Genomic DNA, 20,428 nt, shown 5'->3' with positions numbered 1-20,428 from the left:
GTTCGGGTCGTGGAGCGGGAAGGCGAGGCGCGGGAGGAGCCGGCTTACCACGGCCGGGCGCTTCACGGCGGCCGCCGCGCTCGTCCATGGCGCTGGGACGCGCCGCCGCCGATGTACTAGGCTCGTCCCGTGCCGCGCGCCCTCACCTCGCTGCTCGCGCTTTTCTTGCCGCGATTGCCCCGATCTCCGCGGCTGCCGCTGCCGCTCCTGTCGCTCTTGCCGCTGTCCGGCCTCGCCTGCGCGTCGTCCTCGCTCCCCGATCCCAAGGAGGCGGTGCAGGTCTACGCCGACGCGGCGGCGCGCGGCGACGCCGACGCCATCTACGGCATGCTGAGCGACAAGAGCCGCACCGCGATGTCGCGCGACGAGGTGCGGCGGCGCGTCGCCGAGGCGCGCGCCGAGCTCGCGGAGCAGGCGCGCAGCGTCACGGCGCCCGGGGTCGTGGTCAAGACCCGCGCCCGCGTCCGCTACCCGGACGGCGAGATCGCGACCCTCGAGCTCGACGAGCGCGAGCGCGCCTTCCGGATCTCGGCCGCCGACGCGCTGCCTGCGGGCGGCCGCACCCCCGAGCAGGCCCTCGAGCAGCTCCGCCGCGTCCTCGCGCGCCGCAGCTACGCCGGCCTGCTGCGCGTCCTCACGCCGGCCACGCGCGCCGCCATCGAGAGCGACCTCCGCTCGCTCGTCGAGGGGCTCGCTCAGCCCGAGGGGCTCGAGGTCCGGATTGCCGGCGACTCCGCGACGGTGCAGATCCCGGGTGGGCACGAGGTGAAGCTCCGGCGCGAGGCGGGCGTATGGCGGGTCGAGGACTTCGATTGAGACGATGGCTCGGCCGGCTCGGCGCTCGCCGGCCGCGCGGCCGGGGCGGTGAGGTGGCGCTGCCGCCCTCGCGCCCCGCCGCCTCGGCCCGGCCGCGGCGCCTCGCGGCCGCGGCGCTGGTGCTCGTCTCCGCGCTGCTCCTCCTTGCGGTGCCGCGCCCCGTGCGCGCCTTCGGCGAGGAGGGGGCGTGGAACCCGCGGCCGCTGCTGACGGGCGACGCGCGATGGGAGGGGGTGCGCGCCACCGCCCCCGCGCGCTGGTCGTTCGAGCTGGAGCGGCGGACGAGCGCGCCGGCGCGCCGCAACCCGACCACGGTCCGCGCCGACGACCCGGCGCTGCTCGCCGAGCCGTTCGCGCTCTGGGGCGGCGAGGGCGATCTCCCGCCGCTCACCGAGCGCGAGGTCTTCGGCCTGCGCCGCTTCCTCGCGCTCGGCGGCGTGCTCCTCGTCGACGACTTCGCCCCGGGCAGCGGCGCGTTCGGCCGCGCCGCGCGGCGCGAGCTCGCCCGCGTCCTGCCCGAGGGCTCTCCCATCCCGATCGGCACGGAGAACGTCGTCTTCCGCTCCTTCTATCTCCTCCCGCGCGCCGTCGGCCGCGTCGAGGGCCCGCCGAAGCTCTCCGCGATCGTGCGCGGCGGCATGCCGCAGGTGATCTTCTCCGACCACGACCTCGCCGGCGCCCTGGCGCGCTCGGAGGGCGGGGGGCCGAGCGTCGAGGTCACGCCCGGGGGCGAGGCGCAGCGGGAGCGCGCGTTCCGCCTGGCCGTGAACATCGCGATGTACGTGCTCTGCTCGAACTACAAGGACGACCAGGTGCACGCGCCGTTCCTGATGCGCCGCCGCGCCATCGACGACAACCGACCCCGCTCCGCGCCTGCGCGGCCGTGAGGCGCGATGACATCGGGTCGCCTCGCCGCTGCGCCGAAGCTGGTCTGGCAGGACGACCACTTCACCGTGCTGTTCGACGCGTCCCTGCACGTCGTCTGGACCGTCCGCAGCTCCAGGCCGTTCGTGTCGCTGGAGGAGATCGAGGCCGTGATGGGAGAGCTCATCCGCGTCCTCGACCGGCTGGGCCGCTCCCATCACGCCCTCTTCGTCGACGTCCGCGCCGTCCCCGGCAGGAACGATCCGTCGTTCGAGGCGACGATGAAGCGCTTCCGACCGCACTGGCTGCGGGGCTTCCGGCGGGTCGGCGTGCTCGTGCAGAGCGTCGTCGGCGCGCTCCAGATCCAGCGCTTCGCGAGGGATGACGGCATCGAGCGGCTGATCACGAGCGATGAGGCCGCGCTCCTCCGGTACCTCACGCAGGAGGGCTGAGCGGCGAGGGGCGGAGGTCCGGCGTGAGCCGAGTCTGTTGTGGCTTGGGTTACGTCGCCCGCGAAAGTTGTGTTTATTCCATGGGATGCATCGACCCCGACCACAACGTGATGTGGTCGCGGGCGAGACGGGTCGGTAGTGGTCACGTTTGCCTGAAACGCGACCACTACCGCGGACTGTGTGCCCGTTTGCGAATGCCACGCGGCCGTCTGCATCGCGAAGGGCAGGGCGCCCGTGTGCGATGAGCGGCTGATGTGCACGCTGGAGCGCCGGGGAGGGACGATGGATTGCGGCGGCGGCTGCCTCTGCAAGGACGGCCGGCGCACGGCTCGCCTGGTCGACGTGCCGACGCCCTGTGCCCCTCTGCGTCAGGAAAGATGTGGCAGCCGGGCGAGGTGCGCCGCGTCGGGGAGGCGCTGCTTAATCGCTCGGAAGCATCGACCCGTCGCGCGCGAAGAACGCCGCCATGGTCCATTTCCCGTCGGGGGTCTCACCCGTCTTCAGCACGGTGGCTGCGCCTTGCCAGAACCGGTCCTGGCGGCGGAACCCTTGCTCGAAGAACGTCGCGACCTCGTCCCTGTCGGCGCAGACGAGCTCCGCTTTGCAGAGCGTGTTCTTGCACTCGACCGATCTCAGGGCGCCCGCGGGGAGGACGCTCTCGATCCCGTCGCGCAGCTTATGGCTCGCCTCTCGCGCCCATGCGTGATCGACCTGCTCGGCCTGGAACACGAGGTCGTGCTTCGCGGCCCTCTCCTCCGGCGTGGACGGCTCGGCCGGGGCGGCGCTCGGGGCGGGCTGCGGCTCGTCTTCCTGGGGAGGCGTGTCCTGCTCCTCCGCTGGACGGGCCCTCTCCTCCACGCGCGCCAGCATGGGTCGAACGACCTGGCTCGTCCTTCGCCCCTGCTCCGCCTTCAACGTGGCTACCTGTGAGCTCAGCTCCTTGCGCAGGTCTCCGACCTCCTGGGATGCACTCCTGCGCTCGTAAACCACGAGCGCGACGAGCGCGATAACAACCAATGCTAGAAATGGGCTGAGGTATTTCACGTGTATCCCCTGTCCGCTTTTGCCAATCTCACCAGATCACGGCGCGCAGGATCCCATCTGCAGAGAACGTCGCCGCAGCGCCATCGAGGGCGCCGCGGCGACGGAGGCCGCGCAGCCGATCCATGGCTCCCTCGGCCCCGCAAGCTCACCACCGCGAGCAGGACGGCGGGCGCGCCTCGATCGGTCGTCGCATCGAGGCATCAGCTATCCCGCTCGGTAGCGCGCGGTCAGAAGGCGATGTGCGCGCTCCCGAGCTTGCTGCCGGCCGGAACCCAGCAATCGATGGAGTAGGAATCACCGTTGTGCAACGTGACGGCGTTGGTCCCGTTCAGGGGCACGTTGCTCGCCGGGCCGCTAGGGAGAGAGGTCCCCCAGTTCTCCTTGAAGCCGACCGACCAGCTCGTCAGCTCCGCGTCCATGGTCACGGCCTGACACTCGAGGGACGTATTGCTGCTGCTGGAGTACACCCATGCATGCACCACGGAGCTGGAGCTCACCGCGATGTCCGACATGAAGGTGACCATCTTGGTCGTGGCGCAGATGTTCTTGAGCTGCGCGCCGTTGTCCTCCCAGCAGGCATCGTTCCCGCTGCGGGGCCGAGCCGTCATCGGCATCATGTGGACCTCGCCTGCGGCGCTGTCGACCGCGAACGTCGCGACGGCACCACCTAGAATCATGGTGGACACGAGGATTTGCATCTTGTTGAACATGGTTTTCTCCTCTGGCGCACGCTGCGCCAGAACGATGGCGTGAGTGCGGCGGACACGTCATGCGGCCGCCATCCTGCATGCGAGGATTTCGGGGCCAGCGTCGACGTGCCCCGGCGCGCTCGGTCGTTCCGCCTCTTCACGAGAGGAGTCGAACGGCGTGAGAAGCTCTGCGCCTGCCCTGTCTGCCTCGAACGTATCGCCGATTGGCAAGGCACGTGCCAGTAGGTGCTCCTCGACTTTCGCGCAACATTGCCGGGCGCGAGCGCCGCTCCACCTCGCGCAGAGACCACAATGATGGAATTTTTGCGGTTACCTGTCGGCTCGGCCGAGCCGTGACATGTCACGGTAGATGTCGTCGCGATGGGACCACAACGTGAAGTGGTCGCGGGCGAGCGGGGTCGCGATGGGACCACAACGCGGAGTGGTCGCGGGCGAGCGGGGTCGCGATGGGACCACAACGCGGAGTGGTCGCGGGCGAGCCGAGCGACGGCTCGCCGCTACCGTCTGGCGTGGCGGAGGGCGTGCGCGATGCCGCTTTGCAGCGTGCTCAGCGTCGTGATCCCGGAGAGATCCACGCCGAGCGTGACGAGCGTCTGCGCCACCTCCGGGCGGACGCCTGTGAGCACCACGCGGGTGCCGAGCAGCTGGGCGGCGCGCGCGGTGCGCGTCAGCGCGTCCGCGACGTGCGTGTCGACGGCGCGCACGCCCGTGATGTCCAGGATCGCCGTGTGGGCGCCCTGGCTGCTGATGCCGGAGAGCAACGTCTCCATGATCTGCTCCGCGCGCCCGCTGTCGATCGTCCCGACGAGCGGCATCGCGACCACCCGGTCGGCGAGCGGGATGAGCGGCGTGGACAGCTCCCGGAGGGCGGCCTGCTGCGCGAAGATGATCTCCTCCTGCAGCGCGGCCCGCTCCGCCTCCGCGCGCTTCAGCGACGTGATCTCGGTCACGACGCCGCCCATGCCTATCGGCGTCCCGCGCTCGTCGTGGATCGGGAATTTGACAGTGAAGAAATGGTGTTGAACGCCGCCTATCGGCACCACCTCCTCGAACTGCATGACCTGCCCGCCGGTGAGCACCTCTCGCTCCTTCGCCACGATCGCCGCGGTGGCCGCGGGGTCCAGGGCGCCCAGCTCGAACTCATCCCGGCCGATGAGCTCGAGGACGTGCCTCTGCATCATCTGCGCATGGATGCGGTTGGCCAGGACGTAGCGCCCCGCGGTGTCCTTGACGAAGATGGAGCTGCGCGCGTTGTCCACCAGCTGCAGGAGCAGCTGGTATCGCCCCTGCACCGTCTTCTCCCTCCGCTGCCGGTCGCTGGTGTCATCGACGAGCGCCGCGATCTCGTGCGCGTCGCCTCGGCCGTCGCGCAGCACGGCGTAGGTCCACCGGCAGAGGAACGCGTGACCTCCCTTCGTCCTGCACTCGCTCGAGGTCGCGGCGAAGCGGCTCTCCTCCCGGGCGAAGTCGAACGCCCGCGCCGCGGCGGCGGACACGGGGACGGCGCCCACGAGGTCGGCCAGCCGGCGGCCGACGGCCTCGCTCGCGCTCCAGCCGAAGAGGCGCTCGGCGCTGTCGTTCCAGTACGTCACCGCGCCGTCCAGGCGCCACTGGATCACCGCCGGCACCGCCGTGGGCAGCCCCTCGAGCGCGTCGAGGGCCTCCACGTCTGCCGTGCCTTCCGGCGCGGCTGCGCTCTGTGCGTGACCGTTGGAGCGCTCCGCCAGCGCCTTCTCCAGCGCCTCGACGCGCGCGCGCAGCGCCGTGTTCTCTGCCCTGAGCCGCCCGGCCTCGTCCAGCTCTTCGCGCATCGTCACGAGGGTTCGAGCCTACGCGCGGCGTACCCGGCGTTTCAAGGTGGCTCACCGTTGTTCGAGGTCGCCCGAGAGGTCGCAGCAACGGCGCCGGGCTGGGACACTCCGCCCCGATGTACTAGGCTCCGCGCGTGCCACGCGCCCTCGACTCGCTGCCCGCGCTGTCGCTCTCCCACGCCGGCGCTGCGAGCGGGACTCCCTCTTCTCGCGCGCTTCCCGCGCTTCTCTCGCTCCCGGAGCGGCCGTGACCCGGAGCTTCGTGCCCTCGGGCGACCTCTCGTCGCCGGTCGTCGCCGTCGCCTGCGTCGTCGCGGCCCTGAGCTTCGGCCTGCTCGTGCTCGAGCTCGTCCGCGCGCGCGGACGCGCCGCCGGGGCGGTGGGCGCCGCGCCCGCGCGCGCGGCGCTCGGCACGGCGCTCACGGGCGCGCTCGCCGTGCTCGGCCTGCTCGCCGCCATCCTCCGCCCGGTCGCGGTCACGTCGCGCGGGAGCCTCGTCGGCCCCAAGGTCGTGGTGCTGGTCGACGGCTCCCGATCCATGGATCTGCCGGGCGTCGCGGGGACCCGCCGCGACAGCGCCGAGCGCGCGCTCGAGGAGCTCGGGAAGCGCGCCGACGTCCGGCTCTCCCGCTACGTGTTCGGCGAAGGGGCGCCGCTGCCGGCCGACGGGCAGGCAGGCGAAGGCGCTGGCGCCGCGCCGGCGCCGGGCGGGAGCGCTGGCGCCGCGCCGGCGGCCGACAGGGACGCGGGCGCGGGGGCGCCGGCCGCCGCCCCCGGGTCGGCCGCGGCGCCCGCGTCGCCCGCGCGAGGCCGACCGCAGCGCCGCTCGGACCTCAGCGCCGCGCTCGAGGCGCTCGCCCGCGCCGCCGACGAGCGGCCGTCGGCGTTCGTCGTCGTCTCCGATGGCCGGCTCGACCGCCCGGGCCCCGACGACACGGCCGCGGCGACGCGGGCCGCGCTGGAGGGGCTCGACGTCCCGGTGCACACGGTCGCGGTGGCGACCGAGTCCGTGCGCGACGCCGGCGTCCGCGCGGTCCGGACCTCCGGCGCCGCGGTCGCCCACCAGCCGCTCTCGCTCCGCATCGACATCGGCTGCAGCGGCGGCCTCGCGTGCGACGCCGTCCCTGTCGTGGCCCGCGAGCTGCGCGAGCAGGGCGCGCCCACGACGCTCGCCACGGGCACGGCGCACGTCGAGGGCGGCGTCGGCACGGTCGAGCTCGGCGTGACGCTCGACCGCGCCGGCACCCGCATCCTGGAGGTGTCGATCAAGGCGCCGGACGGCGACGAGCTCCCCGAGAACGACGTCCGGTACATCACGCTCGACGTCGCGCGCGACCGCATCCGGGTGCTCCACGTGGCGGGCCGGCCGACGTACGACGTGCGCGCGCTCCGGATGTGGCTCAAGGCCGACGCCTCGGTCGACGTCGTGGCCTTCTTCATCCTGCGCACGCCCGGCGACGAGGTGAACGCGTCGTCGGACGAGCTCGCGCTGATCCCGTTCCCGGTCGACGAGCTCTTCAGCGTCCACCTCTCGAGCTTCGATGCGGTCGTCCTGCAGGACTTCGACGCCGCGCCGTACGGCCTGACCAAGCACCTCCCGGCGCTGGCCCAGTATGTCGACAAGGGCGGCGGGCTCATCATGGTGGGCGGCCCGAACGCCTTCGTGTCGGGCAACTATGCGCGCACGCGGCTCGCCCGCGTCCTGCCGGTGGATCTCGACATCGGCCGCGCGCCCAAGGTGGATCTCGGCGCCTTCGTGCCGCGCATCACCGCCGCGGGCCGCGCGGCGCCGGTGCTCGCGCCGCTGCTCGCGCTGATCGGCGACGAGATGCCGGAGATGCCGGGGACCAACGTCGTCGGCGATCCGCTCCCCGGGGCGACGGTGCTCATGACGCACCCGACCCGCACGACGGCCTCGGGCGCGCCGATGCCGGTGCTCTCGCTGGGCGAGCACGAGAGCGGCCGGACGATCGCGCTGACGCTCGACGGCAGCCACCGCCTGCTCTTCAGCGCGTTCGCCTCGAGCTCCGCGGGCCGCGCGCACGGCGCGTTCTGGGACGCCCTTCTCGGCTGGCTCATGCGCGATCCGCGCTTCGAGCCTGCCGCGATCGAGCCGCGCGGCGGATGCCTCGCGGGCGAGGAGACGGCGCTCGTGCTGCGCCCCCTCGCCGGGCAGCGCGGCGAGGCCAGGGTGACCATCGCGCGCCTCGGCAGCGGCGCGGTCGTGAAGACGTTGACCGCGCCGATCGGCGAGGGCGGCGAGCCGGTCGAGCTCGCCGCCGGTCGCCTCGAGTCCGGGGGTTATTCGGCCACGGTGGAGATCGTCCCGGAAGGCGCCGCTGGCGACGGAGGTGACCAGAAGCGGGCGACGACGCGGCGCGACTTCGCGTGCGAGCGCGGCGGCGACGAGTGGGCCGATCCCCGCCCCGACGTCGCCCGCCTGGAGGAGATCGCCCGCGCGACCGGCGGCGCGTCGGTGCTCCCGTCGGGCGCCGGCTCGCTGTCGCTGCCGGCGGCGACGCAGGTGGCGGCCGAGCGCCACGTCGCGCCGCTCCTGCCCCCCTGGGCCTGGACGCTGGCGGCGGCCGCGGCGCTCGGCGCGCACTGGATCGTGCGCCGGCGCGGGGGCCTCGCCTGAGGCGAGGGCGCCGGCCGGAACCCTGGTCTCGTCTCAAGGGAGCGACGGCTTCTCGAGCGGATCGGCCTTGTCGCCGACCCAGACCCTCAGCACCCCGAAGTGCGCGGGGTTCCTGGTGAAGCTCGCGTGATTCACGATGAGCAGCGTCTGCGCCGGGTCGTTGAAGGCCACGTTGGCGGGGGCGTCGAGGGGAATCTCCTCCCCTGGTGCGCTCTCGATGCGCGATTCCTCGACCCCGTCCTCGTCGAGCACCGAGATTGCGTTGGCCGCCGCGAGCGTGACATAGAGCTTCCCCGACTTGCCGAACGCGAACCCGTCGGGCGCCTCGCCAGCATCGTAGTCGTGGACCAGCTCCAGATCGGCCTCTTCGGGGGCTTCGACGAGGGGGAGCCGGTAGATGGACCCCAGGCTCGTGTCCGACGGGGAGAACGTCACCGAGAAATAGACGTGCTCCCGCTCCGGATCGAGCCGGATCCCGTTCACGCCGATCGGCAGGTCGCCGCTGCCGACGAGGGCGGTGCTCTGGAACCAGATCTCCGGCGCGCCGCCCCCGGGTGGGTAGCGGAAGATCGTCGCCTGCAGCGAGTCGGTCACATACGCGTAACCCTCCTCGTCGAAGGCGATATCGTTCGGTATCGGCGGCGTCGGGAAGGGCGTCGGCGAGCACGCCTCTCCCGGCGCGGCCATCACGCACGCCGGTAGATCCGGCAGCGGATCGCCGTAGCTCTCCTGGACATATCCATGTCCAGTCTTCGTGAAGCGCAGAAGGCCGAGCTGCGTGCTGAGCGCGTAGACGCGGCCGTCCTCGTCGACGGCGATGCAGCTCAGCGCATGCTCGGCGGCGAGCGCCTCGCCCGCCACCTGGATCGTGTTCTTGTGGACTTTGCTGTCCCTGTCGAATACGTCGATGGTCGACGGGCCTTGACCTGCGGTGCCGAACGTCGCTGGGCCGGACACGTAGACCCGATTCCCATGGACCGCGATGCCTTCGGGGAACCCCGGAGCCGCCGGAACCGTCGCGAACGTCTTGATCTCGCCGTAGCATCCCCCCTGCGCCAGCGCCGGACCCGGGATCAGCGGCGACACCGCGGAGAGGAGCGCCAGCGCGCCGCAGGCCAACCATTTTCCGTTGGAGTGCGATGATTTTGACGTGACGGAATGCGGCATATGCCCTCCATGGGTCCATGGTTGCGGGACCGGAGTTGTCGAAATAGGCCGCGTCGAGAAGCCAAAGTGCAAATTGCCTGGCTTCGTCAGGCTGACGATGCGGCCATGATAGCTGGAGTATATGCGGTTGAGCTGATTGGCTGTCGAGTCGAAATTCTTCGGATCATGAAATATCAAGGAGGCCGCAGACCGGCTGACCGGCGCCGCGTCGCCTGCGTCCTGTTTCACATGTGTGTCCGCGTAGTTACGCGCTTGCGCCCTGACTGCACGGCGCGGTCACGTCAGTCACGTGGTGCACGTAGTGCACGTGGTGACAGATGTGTGCAACAGGCGGAGAACGCGTCCTGGTGGCGTGTTGGTGAATGCTGCCGAATGTTCCCGAAGGCCATTGATGCGCGTCTGGTGATGCCCTGCCGGCCCGCTGCGCATGCGCCGACGGGAACGCGCGCGTCGGTTGGTCCGCGAGACGGCGGCACGAGGGCGTCGCCGTCGACTCGACGGCTCGGCGGGCTGCGCAGCATCTGGCGCGCGGCGGTCCCCGCGGTCGAGGTGTCGCGCTAAGGCTGCGTCGGCCAGGCGACGCGCGTCGGCACGAGCCGGGGCTCGACGGTCCCGTCGCCCAGCTCGCCGTTCCTGTTGTCACCCCAGCAGAGCATCTCGCCCGTGCGCTTGAGCGCGCAGCTGTGGTCATCGCCGAGGGCCAGCTCGACCACGTCGGTCAGCGCGAGCGGCTCCGGAAGGAGCCCCGGATCCTGCGTGCCGTTGCCGAGCTGCCCCTTCGCGTTGTCGCCCCACATGAGCACCTCGCCGCCCGCCAGCACCGCGCCGGAGTGCCTCGCGCCGAGCGAGATCCGGGTCACGTCCACGAGGTCCGAGATCTTCCGGGGATTCGCCTCAGGGTTCACGACGCCAGTCCCGAGGCGGAACTGCTCTCCCTTGCCCCAGCAGGAGGCCACGCCGCGCGCCGGCGCGGCGCATGTGTGCAAGGCGCCCGCGGCCGTGAGCGCGACGCTGGTGAGGCCCGCGACGGGCTGCGGGGTGCTCTGCTGGTTGAAGTTGCCGAGGCCGAGCTGGCCGCTCTCGTTGTGGCCCCAGCAGTTCATCGTGCGCTCGCCCATCCGCTCGATCATGCCCGCGCAGGTGTGCGAGAGGCCGGCGCTCACGGAGTCCACGCCGTCCAGCATCACGGTGGGCTCGACCCGATCGACCTCGTCGCCGTAGCCCAGCTGGCCGGAGCTGCCCTCGCCCCAGCAATAGAGCTCGTGCGACGCCGTCACCGCGCAGGTATGGGTCCCGCCGACGGCGACCTGGATCGCGCCCGCGAGCTCCTTGGCGCGCACGGGGGAAGGGGAGTTCGTCGCCTCGCCGTCGCCGAGCTGTCCGCTGTTGCCCGCGCCCCAGCACGCCACCGCGCCGTCGGTGAGCACCGCGCAGGTGTGCGCGCGCCCCGACGAGATGCTCGCCGCGACCCTGGCGGCGCCGCTGAGGCCCATGACCGGCCTCGGGATCGGTCGATCCTGCTGCAGCGTCCCGTCGCCGAGGTTGCCCCAGGTGTTCCTGCCCCAGCACCAGACCGAGCTGTCGCTGAGCACCGCGCACGTGTAATCCGTGCCGGCCGCGATGTGCGTGGGCACGATGCAGGCGCCCCGTACGCACTGGCCGCCGCAGGGCTTGTCGCACCTGCCGCAGTGCGCGGTGCTCGTGAGGAGGTCCACCTCGCAGGCGTTCTCGGGGTCCTTGTCGCAGTTGCCGCGGTTCTCCTCGCACGCTGGCGACTGGCAGACCCCGTCCTGGCAGGTCGGCTCGCCGCCGAAGGTCGGGCAGGCGACGTCGCACGCGCCGCAGTGCTGCGCGTCCGTCATCGGGTCGACGCATGCGTCACCGCAGACCATGCCGCCTCCAGGACACCCACCGCCGCTCCCGCCGCTCCCGCCGCTCCCGCCGCCGGTGCTCGAGCTCGTCGACGCGTCGGGCGGGCGCGCCGTGAACTCGTCGCCGCACGCGGCAAGGGCGATGGCGACGGCGGCAGGCATGTACGCCGCCGCGAGGGGCAGCGAGGCGAACGGGAGCCGGCTGGCCCGAGGTCGATGCGTGGAAGCCATGGAGGGCGTTCTTCCCTTGCGTTGAGGCGCGGCTGCGCCACGAGGCGCGGCGTGCGACATTCTAGACGAAGTCGCGCGCAGAGATCTCTCGCCGCGCGCCGCGCCTGTCGCGCCGCGCGCCCGTCGCGCCGCTCAGCGCGTCGCGACGAGCACCTCGTCGATCGGCGGCGCCTTCTCGAGCACGCCGAGGTCCACGAGCTGCTTCGCGAGCGTCTCCCAGCGCTCGCTGGTCATCACGCCGAGGCCCTTCTCCTTGGTCTCGGTGGTCTCGATCAGCGGCCGCTGCGCCTCGGCCGCGGCGACGAAGGTCTCCGCGTCCATCGAGGTGTTGAGCTTGGCCATGATCTCGTTGGACCGCGTCGGATCTTGGAGGTATGTGCGCCAGCCCTCGCGCGTCGCGCGGACGAACGCGCGGACGCGCTCCGGGTTCTCCTTCCAGAGGGCTGCGCGCGTGATCACGACCACGACGTACGGGTTGAACCCCTCGCTGGCCACCAGGAACGCGGCGGGATCGCTCCCCTTGCGCTTGGCCGCGATCGGCTCGGCGGTGATGAAGCACTGCTGGGAGAAGTCCTTGTCGGCGACGAAGCGGGCGACGCCGCCGTCGTACGGCACGACCTTCACCTTGTTGAACCCGTACTTCTTCTTGAGGTACGCGGCGTAAGGCAGCCCCGGCTCGATCGCGAGCGTGCCCGACTTGAGGATGTCGGCGATGCTCTTCGCGCCGCGGCTCTCGTGGGTCATGATGGCCTGCGGCGAGGTCTGGAACACGGCGAAGAGGGGGAGCACGTCCGCGCCGCGGGCGCGGGCGGTGAGCACCTCGTCGGCGCCGGAGATGCCGAAATCCACCTGCCCGCCGGCCACCATCTGGACGACCGGCACGCCGGCGCCGCCGCCGAGGATCTCGACATCGAGCCCCTCCTTGGCGAACGCGCCCGACTCGCGCGCGGCGTAGAACCCGCCGAACTCGGGCTCCGGGACCCAGTTGAGGGCGAGCTTCACCTTCGCGGCCGGCGCATCGGGGGCAACCGCGGCGGGCGCGGCCGGCGCGCTCTGCGAAGGCGCGGCCGGCGCGCTTCCTTGCGGGGACGCGGACGAGGCGCGCCCGTCGCCTTCCGGCGACTGCGAGCGCGAGCACGCGGGGGCGAGGAGGGGGACGGCGGCGAGGGAGGCGAGGCGTCGCAGGAACAACCGGCGGCTGTCGGGGAAGTGCATCAGCGATTGATCTCCGAAGGATGCCAGCGCCGCAAGAGCCGCCTGCCGGCGAGGTCGACGGCGCCGAACAGCGCGAGGCCGAGCCCGGAGGCGAGCAGCACGGCGGCGAAGAGCAGATCCGTGCGCAGCTGGCGGTAGGCGGAGAGGACCAGGATGCCGAGGCCGGCGGCGTCCTCCGAGAAGCCGGCGACGAACTCCCCGACGATCGCGCCGATGACGGCGAGGCCCGCCGCGATCCGGAGCCCCGTCACGAGGTGGGGGAGCGCCGAGGGCAGCTCGAGCTTGCGGAGCGTGGCGAAGCGGCCCGCCCCGTAGAGCCGGAAGAGATCCCGCAGCGCGGGCTCGACGGAGCGCAGGCCCGCGAGCGTGTTCGCGATGACCGGGAACACGGAGACGATGAACGCCGAGACCGCGACCGCGCGCAGGCCGGGGCCGCACCAGAGCACGAGCAGCGGGGCAATGGCGACGATCGGGACGGTCTGCAGGAAGACGGTATAGGGATAGAGCGCCCTCTCGAGCGGGCGCGACGAGGCGAGCGTGATGGCGGCGAGCACGCCGACCGCGGCGCTGAGGAAGAAGCCCGCGAGCGCGGCCTTCGCCGTCGTGACGGTGCCGGCGAGCAGGGTGGCGGCGTTCACCGCGCCCGCCCGCGCCACGTCCGAGGGGGGCGGCAGGAGGTAGGCAGGGACGCTGAGCGCTCGGGCGAGCGCCTCCCAGAGCGCCAGAAGGATCACGAGCGCGGCGAGCGGCGGCGCGACGGCTTGGAGCGGGGTGGGTCGCACGGCTCGGCCTTCTCTAGCGCGAGGCCGCCGCGCCAGGAAGATGCTGCGGTGGAAGAAATCAGGCTCGTCCGTGGCCCGGCGCCGAGCGACGCGCGCGCCGAGCCACGGGAGAGGCGAGCGGGGACCTTTGTCGAAGCGGGGAGTGAACCGCGCCGAGCGCGACCCCGCTCGGTCCGGCTACTTGCCCTTCTTGGCGGGCGCGGCCGGAGCAGGCGACGCCTTGGCGGTCGCGGCTGCCTTCTTCTGGTTCTTATCCGCCGTGTCCTGCTTCTTCTGTCGCTCTTTGGCCTTCGGAGATTTGTCACCCATGGGAGCACCGCCTCGGTGGATGTGTTGGTGTTATCCGCCTTGACCGAGGCTAGCACCATCTCTCGTGGCGCAGTCACGAACTTTGTACTTCGCGAGCGCTTATGTCTCGGCTTCTCCGCGTCTCGTCTGGTCTCGTCTCGCCGCCTCGTCGGTTTGTCTCTCGGTCGCCTCTGGGTTGCCTCTCCCACCGACAGGCAGGGCGGCGGGGAAACCGTCGACGCGTTCGGCTGGGACCCTTGCTGGTTCCGGCGGATGGGTGGCCGCTGCGGGCGTCCACGACGTGAATCGCGCCGGCCTGGCGCTCGCGTGCGCGCGTCCTTCCGATGAGAGGCCGAGCGTGGCGCCGGCCTGGCGCTCGCGTGCGCGCGTCCTTCCGATGAGAGGCCGAGCGTGGCGCCCGCTGCCGCCGGGCTCGCTTGCCGGCATCGAGGGGCGGCGCTACGAAGGCGCCGCGTGTTCAAGGCCATCCTCTGGGACAACGATGGAGTCCTCGTCGACACCGAAGGGCTTTACTTCCAGGCAACGCGCGAGACGATTGCGTCGGCCGGCGTCGATCTCACCATCGACGACTATCGCCAGCTGTTCCTCGTCGAGGCGCGCGGCGCCTGGCACCTCGCCAGCGCTCGCGGGGTCGACGAGGCGGGCGTGCGGCGGCTGGCCGACGAGCGGGATCGCCGGTACCTCGAGCTCGTCGCGGGCGGAGACACGCTGTTGCCGGGCGTGCGAGAGGTCGTCACGGAGCTCGCCGCGCGCTTTCGCATGGCGATCGTCACGAGCAGCAAGCCCGAGCCGTTCCACCGAGCGCACGCGGCGACGGGCCTCCTGCGGTGGTTCGAGTTCGCGCTCACGCGGGATCAGTACGCGCGCGCCAAGCCGGATCCCGAGCCGTACCGGATCGCCTGCGAGCGGCTGGGGCTCGCGGCGCGCGATGTCCTCGTGATCGAGGACTCCGAGCGCGGGCTCCGGTCGGCCAAGGCCGCGGGCCTGACGTGCTGGGTCGTCCCGTCGCCGCTCACGGCGCCGTCGGACTTCACCGGCGCGGACGCGGAGCTCGGATCGCTGCGCGAGGTGCTCGCTCGCCTCCGAGGAGCGTGAGCGCGACCTCACGTTCGCGCGATGAGGTAGCTCACCGCGCCTGTGTGTGCGCGCCGCCGCCGCGCTGCGTCGCCCCCACCCCTGGATTTTTGCACGCTGCACATCTGCTGGGTGCATGACCATCTGGCGGTTCACGAACGGTTCGTGGCACCTTCGGGCCCGTGGCTTCCGGTGACGGCATCTCGCTCATCGAGCTCGTCGTCCTCGGCTGGTCCTCGGCCACCGCGGCGCCGGCGCCGATCCCCATTCGCATCGACTTCGATGCCCCGGCGGACTGCTCGACCGCCGACCAGTTCTACGAGGGCCTCCGTGCCCGGTCGGACCGCGTGCGCCTCGCGGCTGACGGAGAGGACGGCTGGGGTGTCCGCGTCCGGCTGAGCCGCGGCGGGGCCGGGGTCCACGGCGAGCTGCGCGTCGTTCACGCAGGCGGCGAGACCGACACGCGGATCGTCGATGCCACGTCGTGCGACGTCGTGGTCCAGGCGCTCTCGCTCACCGCGGCGATCGCGCTCGACGAGGTGGTCGAGGTGACCGCGCCCCTCGCTCCCCCTGCGCCGCCGCCCGCTGTCCCCCCTGCGCCGCCGCCCGCCCCGCGAGAGGCGCCTCCGCTCAAGTTCGCGCTCGGCGCGCACGTGGTGGTGACCCAGGTCGTCGCACCTCATGCGAGCCTGGGCGCCGCCCTCGGTGCCCGGGTGACCCCGCACGTCGAGGGCCCGTTGAGCCCTTCGTTCGGCCTCTCGCTGATGTACGCGCGGAACGACCTGCTGTCGGGCGGCGACGCCCTCATCCAGTGGGCGGCCGCGGCCCTCTCCGCGTGCCCGGTGCGCTGGCAGCTCGGCCCTATCGTCAGCGCAGAGCCGTGCGTCGTCGCCGCCGGCGGCTGGCTCGCGGCGACGGGACGAGGTATCTCGAACCCGGAGTCCGCCGTGCGATCGTGGTGGAGCGCGGGAGGCTTCGCGCGCGCCGCTGCGCTCCTCGGCGGGGGCACCACCCTCGAGCTCGAGGCCGGCGTCCTCGTGCCGCTCGTTCACCGGCGGTTCACCATGGGGTGGTCTGCAGAAACCGTCGGCGAGACTCCGGTGATCTCGCCGCTCGTTGGCGTTGGAATCGTGCACAACTTCTAAGCCAGGATTCTGTGATCACTCCGACTCGCGCTGGGAATTATGACCCATGGACGGCATCCGGAAGCTGGGCCGCAGGCACGCTGCCCTCCCCGACCCGAGGACAATGTTCCGCTCTGGCTGTCGCCCATTGCTTCCCGGTAGAGTCCATTCTTCACTGGTCTCATGCCTCGCCTCGCGGTGAGTATGGTTGCCGACGTCATGACATCGCCTGCTTTGCCTGACAGCGAGCCGGCGAGCGTGGCTCCATCGGCGGCCAACGTGAAGCAGCGGGACGCGCGCCTGCGACGGATGGTGGACGCTCATCTTGACTTCATCGGGCGGGTGCTCCGCAACGCGGGGACCCCTGCTGCCGAGATCGACGATGCGGTGCAGCGCACCTTCATCGCCGCCGCGCAGCGGCTGGACGACGTCCGGCCGGGCGCCGAGAAGAGCTTTCTTCTCCAGACCGCGCTTCACGTAGCCGCCCACGCGCGCCGCAGCGCCGCGCGCCGGCGAGAGTTCCCCGCGGCCGAGCCGCCGGAGGTTGTGGACGCTGCGACACCCGAGCAGCTCACCAGCCAGAAACACGCGCGACAGATGCTCGATCAGGTCCTCGACCAGATGGAGTCCGATCTGCGGACCGTGTTCGTGCTGTACGAGTTCGAGGAGATGAGCATGGTGGAGATCGCCGGCGTGCTGGGGATCCCGCAGGGCACCGTGGCCTCTCGGCTGCGAAGGGCCAGGGCCGATTTTCGTGAGCGCGTCCGCGCGCTGGAGCTCGTTTCGACGAGCGAGGTGAGACGATGATGGAACCACGTCGCCTACTGGAGGAGAGCGACAACCCGCTCGAACGCGCGCTGCTGAACGCAGGCGCGTCGTATCCCACGTCACCGGAGACGCGCGCGAAGACGCTGGCCGCGCTGGGACTCGCCGGCGCTGCCGCCCTGACGGCCAGCGTGGCGGCGCCTGCGGCGCTCTCCGCGGCAGGGGTGTCCGCTACGTCCTCGTCGCTCGCCGTGAAGCTCGGCTGGACCAAGATCCTCGTCGCGCTCTCGACGGTGGGCATGCTCGCCGGCATCCCCGCGGGCTACCTCGCCTGGCGCGGGCAAGACGCGCCGGACGTCACCGCGGCGCACCGCTTCGGCGCCGCGCTCGCCGACCCGGTCGCGCAGATGGCGGTGCAGCCTGTGCAGGCGCCTGCCTCGGAGCCAGCGCCGGTGGAGGCTCTCGCGGAGGAGACGATGGCACCGGCGCCTGCGGGTGGCAGCAGCGCTGCGGCCACGAAGCTCGATCCGAAGCCGTCCGGTACGGGCGCCGCCCTGGAGGCGGAGCTCGGCGCGCTGGACGCGGCGCGCACGATGCTCGCGAGCGGGAACGCGCGAGGCGCGCTCTCGCTCCTGGACGCCTACTCCAGGGCGCATCCGCGCGGGCGGCTGAGCCTCGAGGCCGAGGTCCTGCGGATCGACGCGCTCGCGAAGAGCGGCCGCTCCGACGCTGCCTCGCAGCGCGCCGCGGCGTTTCTTCGCCGGCATCCGAACAGCGTGCTTGCTTCCCGGGTACGGCGCTATGTAAACAACTAAACTCTGGGTCATGCGTTGCCCTGCCCTCCTCCGTTCGTTCCGCGCAGCTTCCGGCGTCGCCGGTGCCTGGATGGCGGTGTGTGTGCTGCCTGGGTGTGTGACCACGGTGGATTCGCTCGGCTACGACCGGATGAGCAGCGATGAGCTCGGCCCGCTGACGGGCCCCTCCGAGTACCCCAACGCGTTCCGCGACGTGCTCGGCAAGACGGACGAGGAGATCGCGGCCAAGATCGAGGACAGCTTCGATCAGCTCTTCTACGGCGATCGCGACAACGAGACCGTCTACTACCCGGTGCCTGGCACCGAACAGGCCTACATCTGGGACGACTACCACAATAACGTGCGCTCCGAGGGCATCGGCCTCGGGATGATCATCACGGTCGAGCTCGACAAGCGAGACGAGTTCGACCGGATCTGGAGATACGCCAAGTCCACACTCCAGCTCAAGTCCGGTCCCGGCCAGGGATATCTCATGTCATGGTGCGACGTCCCGGGGGGCACGGTGGTGGCGTGCTTCGATCCTTTTGGCCTCCAGCAGATCGCGATGGCGCTGTTCTTCGCCCACGGCCGCTGGGGGAGCGACACCGGGACCATCGACTATGGGCTGGACGCGATCGGCCTGCTCGAGGTGATGCGCCACAAGGAGGCCCTGAACGGGGGGGTCGCCTCGGGGGTGACCAACACGTTCGATTCGACGACGAAGCTCGTCTACGACTACCCGCACGTCTCGGCGGCGGACGTCACCCGTCCTTCCATCGAGATGCCCGCCTATTACGAGCTCTGGGCGCAGGCCATGCGCGACCCCTTCTGGTCCGAGGCTGCCGCCAGCGCGCGCACCCACTGGCAGGAGGCCGCGCACCCGAGCACCGGGCTCATCCCTGTGCGCGCCCACTTCGACGGCACGCCGGTGCTCAACTGGGACTACTTCGGCTCCGAGGCCTACCGCACGCAGCTGAGCCTCGCGCTCGACCACGTCTGGTTCGGCGTCGACCCGTGGCAAGTGGAGGAGGCGGACCGGCTGCTCGGGTTCTTCTCGAAGCTGGGCATCGACAAGTACGGCGCGGTCTTCAAGATCGACGGCGCGATGCTCAACGCCACGCCGGAGTCGGCGCTCATCTTCATGAACGGGGTCACCGGGCTGATCGCGACGAACGACGATCGCGACGCCTACATCGAGGCGGTGTGGACGACGCCGCCGGCGACCGGGGAGACCCGCTACTTCTCGAGGTTGCTCCACATGCTCTCGCTGTTGACGCTGAGCGGGCAGTTTCGCGTGTACTGATCCGGCGCGCGGGCATCTCCGCGCGGCGGCTCCTCTCGGTCCGCGCCCCGGGGGAGGGACATCGCTCCTCGGGGGCAACGCCGTTGCGCGAACCGCGAGGCTCATTCGAAGCGGAGGTGGAGGACCGGCGGCGCACCTCTGCCGCGGTGCCGGCCAGGCATCCCACGCAGGCCGCGCAGCGCTCGCTCTGGCGCCGGAAGAGCGTCGCTCTCGCCGACCGGCCGCAGCCGCGGGTAGCGCGCGACCGAGCCATCCAGGGCCGGGATCTCCAGGCACGCGCGCTGCCGGAGCGACGCTCGCAGGGGCGGGGACACCTCGTGATCGAGGATGATCTCCGTCCCTGTCGGGAGGCGCGCGGAGGCTCGCGTGAAGAAGGCGTCGGCGAGCTCGCGAGGCTGCCCGGCCAGGGCGCCCTCGGCGATGAGGAGCGTCGGCACGTCGCTCGCGCCGCGGAGGGAATCCATCCAGCCCGTGCACGCGATCGAACAGCTCCTCGCGAGGGCGTGGCGCTCGGACGCGTGGCAGAGGCGGTGCGCGCACTTGAACTCCGCCACGTGGGGCGGATCGAGATCCACCCAGCGGAGCGTCCCGTTGTCGATGCGCGAGAACCGCGTGCAGAGCCCGGCGTTGAGCGCGATGGCGAGGCCGAACGGGTTCCGCTCGAAATAGCGCCTGACGAGCCCGTCGATGATCATGGCGCGCGCCGCCGAGGTCCGGAGCGCGCTGGCGTCGAAGCCAGCCGGATCCACGTCGAGCGTGGCCAGCATCGCCTCGGCCCACGGATCGGCGAAGCCGAGATCCGGAAAGCGCACCCGCGCCTCGGCGCGCCCGACCAGCGAGAGCACCGCGTCCCTGGAGACGGTCATGGAGCTCATGAGCCCTCCTTGCATCGCCGGACACGAGGCCGCGCGAGCGCGGGCGCCCCCCGGAGACACGGCGTCACGACGCCACCCCGCCGTGGCCTCGAACGACCTCGGCGACGAGGGCGAGCTCGAGGCGGAGCACCGCCACCCGCTCCGGGAGCTTCGCCTCGACCAGCCCGCCGAGGAGCGTCGCGAGCTTGTCGTAGTCGGGCGCCTGCGCCTTCCAGTTCGCGATCGGATACGCCTCGTAGAGCCCGCGCGTGAGCCGCGAGGGCGTCAGTATCGAGACGCGCGCCTCGGGGTGCCAGAGCTGCAGGTGCCAGAAGCCGTGCGTGACGAAGTAGTCGAACTTCCGTCCGCCGAAGAGGCGTACCTCCCAGCCCGCGACGACGAGCGCGAGCTCGCGCTCGCGAGGATCGTGCGGCGGCGGAGGCCAGCCCTCCTCGCTCGCGGGCTCCGGCAGGCACGAGGGCCCAGACGGGAGCGGGCGGCCGACGGAAAGCGGTGTGCGAGAGCTCACGAGGCTTCTCCCTGGCGAGCGTCGGACCAGAGGAAAGCGGCGAGCGCTGCGCATCGGTACAGGCTCGGGGCAGGA

General features: G+C 71.6%; 19 protein-coding genes. 9 read left to right on the top strand and 10 right to left on the bottom strand.

The window, feature by feature from the left end; translation table 11 throughout:
- Nucleotides 1-129: 129 nt before the first annotated feature.
- From WMF12_RS29280 to WMF12_RS29270, 3 genes are read left to right on the top strand one after another with little or no spacing between them, the layout of a single operon-like run.
- On the top strand, nucleotides 130-816 hold the full coding sequence (locus WMF12_RS29280) for a hypothetical protein (RefSeq protein WP_437739979.1): 687 nt from the start codon (nucleotides 130-132) through the stop codon (nucleotides 814-816).
- Nucleotides 813-1,703, top strand: coding sequence for a DUF4159 domain-containing protein (locus WMF12_RS29275; RefSeq protein ID WP_437850703.1), 891 nt, complete (start codon nucleotides 813-815; stop codon nucleotides 1,701-1,703). The genes WMF12_RS29280 and WMF12_RS29275 overlap by 4 nt, the downstream gene beginning before the upstream one ends.
- A gap of 6 nt (nucleotides 1,704-1,709) precedes the next feature.
- Nucleotides 1,710-2,132, top strand: coding sequence for a hypothetical protein (locus WMF12_RS29270; RefSeq protein ID WP_437850702.1), 423 nt, complete (start codon nucleotides 1,710-1,712; stop codon nucleotides 2,130-2,132).
- 420 nt (nucleotides 2,133-2,552) lie between these two features.
- Here the strand turns inward: WMF12_RS29270 and WMF12_RS29265 are convergent, their stop codons facing one another.
- The 3 genes from WMF12_RS29265 to WMF12_RS29255 form a co-directional block, all read right to left on the bottom strand.
- Nucleotides 2,553-3,002, bottom strand: a complete 450-nt coding sequence (locus WMF12_RS29265; protein WP_437850700.1) for a hypothetical protein — start codon at nucleotides 3,000-3,002, stop codon at nucleotides 2,553-2,555.
- 401 nt (nucleotides 3,003-3,403) lie between these two features.
- Nucleotides 3,404-3,886, bottom strand: coding sequence for a hypothetical protein (locus WMF12_RS29260; RefSeq protein WP_437850698.1), 483 nt, complete (start codon nucleotides 3,884-3,886; stop codon nucleotides 3,404-3,406).
- 497 nt (nucleotides 3,887-4,383) lie between these two features.
- Complete coding sequence (locus WMF12_RS29255; protein WP_437850696.1) at nucleotides 4,384-5,697, bottom strand: PAS domain-containing protein; 1,314 nt, start codon at nucleotides 5,695-5,697, stop codon at nucleotides 4,384-4,386.
- Nucleotides 5,698-5,944: 247 nt separating this feature from the next.
- On the opposite strand from WMF12_RS29255, the gene WMF12_RS29250 reads away from it, so the two are divergent.
- Complete coding sequence (locus tag WMF12_RS29250) at nucleotides 5,945-8,335, top strand: glutamine amidotransferase (RefSeq protein ID WP_437850694.1); 2,391 nt, start codon at nucleotides 5,945-5,947, stop codon at nucleotides 8,333-8,335.
- Between the two features lie 33 nt (nucleotides 8,336-8,368).
- Here the strand turns inward: WMF12_RS29250 and WMF12_RS29245 are convergent, their stop codons facing one another.
- The 5 genes from WMF12_RS29245 to WMF12_RS29225 all read right to left on the bottom strand — a co-directional run bounded on the left by WMF12_RS29245 (nucleotide 8,369) and on the right by WMF12_RS29225 (nucleotide 13,910).
- On the bottom strand, nucleotides 8,369-9,421 hold the full coding sequence (locus WMF12_RS29245) for an SMP-30/gluconolactonase/LRE family protein (protein ID WP_437850692.1): 1,053 nt from the start codon (nucleotides 9,419-9,421) through the stop codon (nucleotides 8,369-8,371).
- A gap of 638 nt (nucleotides 9,422-10,059) precedes the next feature.
- Entirely contained in the window at nucleotides 10,060-11,604 is a 1,545-nt protein-coding gene (locus tag WMF12_RS29240) for a hypothetical protein (protein WP_437850690.1), read from the bottom strand.
- Nucleotides 11,605-11,736: 132 nt separating this feature from the next.
- The gene (locus WMF12_RS29235) at nucleotides 11,737-12,819 is read right to left on the bottom strand and encodes an ABC transporter substrate-binding protein (RefSeq protein WP_437850688.1); all 1,083 of its coding nucleotides are present in this window, start codon (nucleotides 12,817-12,819) and stop codon (nucleotides 11,737-11,739) included.
- Nucleotides 12,819-13,601, bottom strand: coding sequence for an ABC transporter permease (locus WMF12_RS29230; protein WP_437739972.1), 783 nt, complete (start codon nucleotides 13,599-13,601; stop codon nucleotides 12,819-12,821). The genes WMF12_RS29235 and WMF12_RS29230 overlap by 1 nt, the downstream gene beginning before the upstream one ends.
- Nucleotides 13,602-13,778: 177 nt before the next feature.
- The gene (locus tag WMF12_RS29225; protein ID WP_437739971.1) at nucleotides 13,779-13,910 is read right to left on the bottom strand and encodes a hypothetical protein; all 132 of its coding nucleotides are present in this window, start codon (nucleotides 13,908-13,910) and stop codon (nucleotides 13,779-13,781) included.
- 453 nt (nucleotides 13,911-14,363) lie between these two features.
- Between WMF12_RS29225 and WMF12_RS29220 the strand changes: the two genes are divergently transcribed.
- The 5 genes from WMF12_RS29220 (at nucleotide 14,364) to WMF12_RS29200 (ending at nucleotide 18,970) form a co-directional block, all read left to right on the top strand.
- Nucleotides 14,364-15,005, top strand: a complete 642-nt coding sequence (locus tag WMF12_RS29220; RefSeq protein ID WP_437739970.1) for an HAD family hydrolase — start codon at nucleotides 14,364-14,366, stop codon at nucleotides 15,003-15,005.
- A gap of 161 nt (nucleotides 15,006-15,166) precedes the next feature.
- Nucleotides 15,167-16,129, top strand: a complete 963-nt coding sequence (locus WMF12_RS29215) for a hypothetical protein (RefSeq protein ID WP_437850686.1) — start codon at nucleotides 15,167-15,169, stop codon at nucleotides 16,127-16,129.
- 198 nt (nucleotides 16,130-16,327) lie between these two features.
- A complete protein-coding gene (locus WMF12_RS29210) occupies nucleotides 16,328-16,915 on the top strand; it encodes an RNA polymerase sigma factor (protein WP_437542422.1) in 588 nt (195 codons plus the stop codon).
- Nucleotides 16,915-17,688, top strand: coding sequence for a hypothetical protein (locus tag WMF12_RS29205; protein ID WP_437850684.1), 774 nt, complete (start codon nucleotides 16,915-16,917; stop codon nucleotides 17,686-17,688). Before WMF12_RS29210 ends, WMF12_RS29205 begins: the two co-directional genes overlap by 1 nt.
- Before the next feature lie 10 nt (nucleotides 17,689-17,698).
- A complete protein-coding gene (locus WMF12_RS29200) occupies nucleotides 17,699-18,970 on the top strand; it encodes a glycosyl hydrolase family 8 (protein WP_437850682.1) in 1,272 nt (423 codons plus the stop codon).
- Between the two features lie 101 nt (nucleotides 18,971-19,071).
- On the opposite strand, the gene WMF12_RS29195 is transcribed toward WMF12_RS29200, so the two are convergent.
- Both WMF12_RS29195 and WMF12_RS29190 read right to left on the bottom strand, forming a co-directional pair.
- The gene (locus WMF12_RS29195; protein ID WP_437850680.1) at nucleotides 19,072-19,845 is read right to left on the bottom strand and encodes a class I SAM-dependent methyltransferase; all 774 of its coding nucleotides are present in this window, start codon (nucleotides 19,843-19,845) and stop codon (nucleotides 19,072-19,074) included.
- A 64-nt stretch (nucleotides 19,846-19,909) separates the two neighbouring features.
- Nucleotides 19,910-20,353, bottom strand: a complete 444-nt coding sequence (locus tag WMF12_RS29190) for a hypothetical protein (protein WP_437850678.1) — start codon at nucleotides 20,351-20,353, stop codon at nucleotides 19,910-19,912.
- Nucleotides 20,354-20,428 lie beyond the last annotated feature (75 nt).

Origin of the sequence: Sorangium sp. So ce363 (assembly GCF_051520435.1) — a bacterium.
Taxonomy (GTDB): Bacteria; Myxococcota_A; Polyangia; order Polyangiales; family Polyangiaceae; genus Sorangium; species Sorangium cellulosum_B.
The sequence above is the reverse complement of the archived record's forward strand: the minus strand, read 5'-3'. Positions and strand labels throughout refer to the sequence as shown.

What these genes read in the sequence shown, in the direction of transcription:
- WMF12_RS29210 (WP_437542422.1), top strand. Translation starts at nt 16,328, where the DNA reads ATGACATCGCCTGCTTTGCCTGACAGCGAGCCGGCGAGCGTGGCTCCA.
- WMF12_RS29225 (WP_437739971.1), bottom strand. Translation starts at nt 13,910, where the DNA reads ATGGGTGACAAATCTCCGAAGGCCAAAGAGCGACAGAAGAAGCAGGAC.
- WMF12_RS29200 (WP_437850682.1), top strand. Translation starts at nt 17,699, where the DNA reads ATGCGTTGCCCTGCCCTCCTCCGTTCGTTCCGCGCAGCTTCCGGCGTC.
- WMF12_RS29240 (WP_437850690.1), bottom strand. Translation starts at nt 11,604, where the DNA reads ATGGCTTCCACGCATCGACCTCGGGCCAGCCGGCTCCCGTTCGCCTCG.
- WMF12_RS29260 (WP_437850698.1), bottom strand. Translation starts at nt 3,886, where the DNA reads ATGTTCAACAAGATGCAAATCCTCGTGTCCACCATGATTCTAGGTGGT.
- WMF12_RS29265 (WP_437850700.1), bottom strand. Translation starts at nt 3,002, where the DNA reads ATGCTGGCGCGCGTGGAGGAGAGGGCCCGTCCAGCGGAGGAGCAGGAC.
- WMF12_RS29235 (WP_437850688.1), bottom strand. Translation starts at nt 12,819, where the DNA reads ATGCACTTCCCCGACAGCCGCCGGTTGTTCCTGCGACGCCTCGCCTCC.
- WMF12_RS29195 (WP_437850680.1), bottom strand. Translation starts at nt 19,845, where the DNA reads ATGAGCTCCATGACCGTCTCCAGGGACGCGGTGCTCTCGCTGGTCGGG.
- WMF12_RS29255 (WP_437850696.1), bottom strand. Translation starts at nt 5,697, where the DNA reads ATGCGCGAAGAGCTGGACGAGGCCGGGCGGCTCAGGGCAGAGAACACG.
- WMF12_RS29205 (WP_437850684.1), top strand. Translation starts at nt 16,915, where the DNA reads ATGGAACCACGTCGCCTACTGGAGGAGAGCGACAACCCGCTCGAACGC.
- WMF12_RS29270 (WP_437850702.1), top strand. Translation starts at nt 1,710, where the DNA reads ATGACATCGGGTCGCCTCGCCGCTGCGCCGAAGCTGGTCTGGCAGGAC.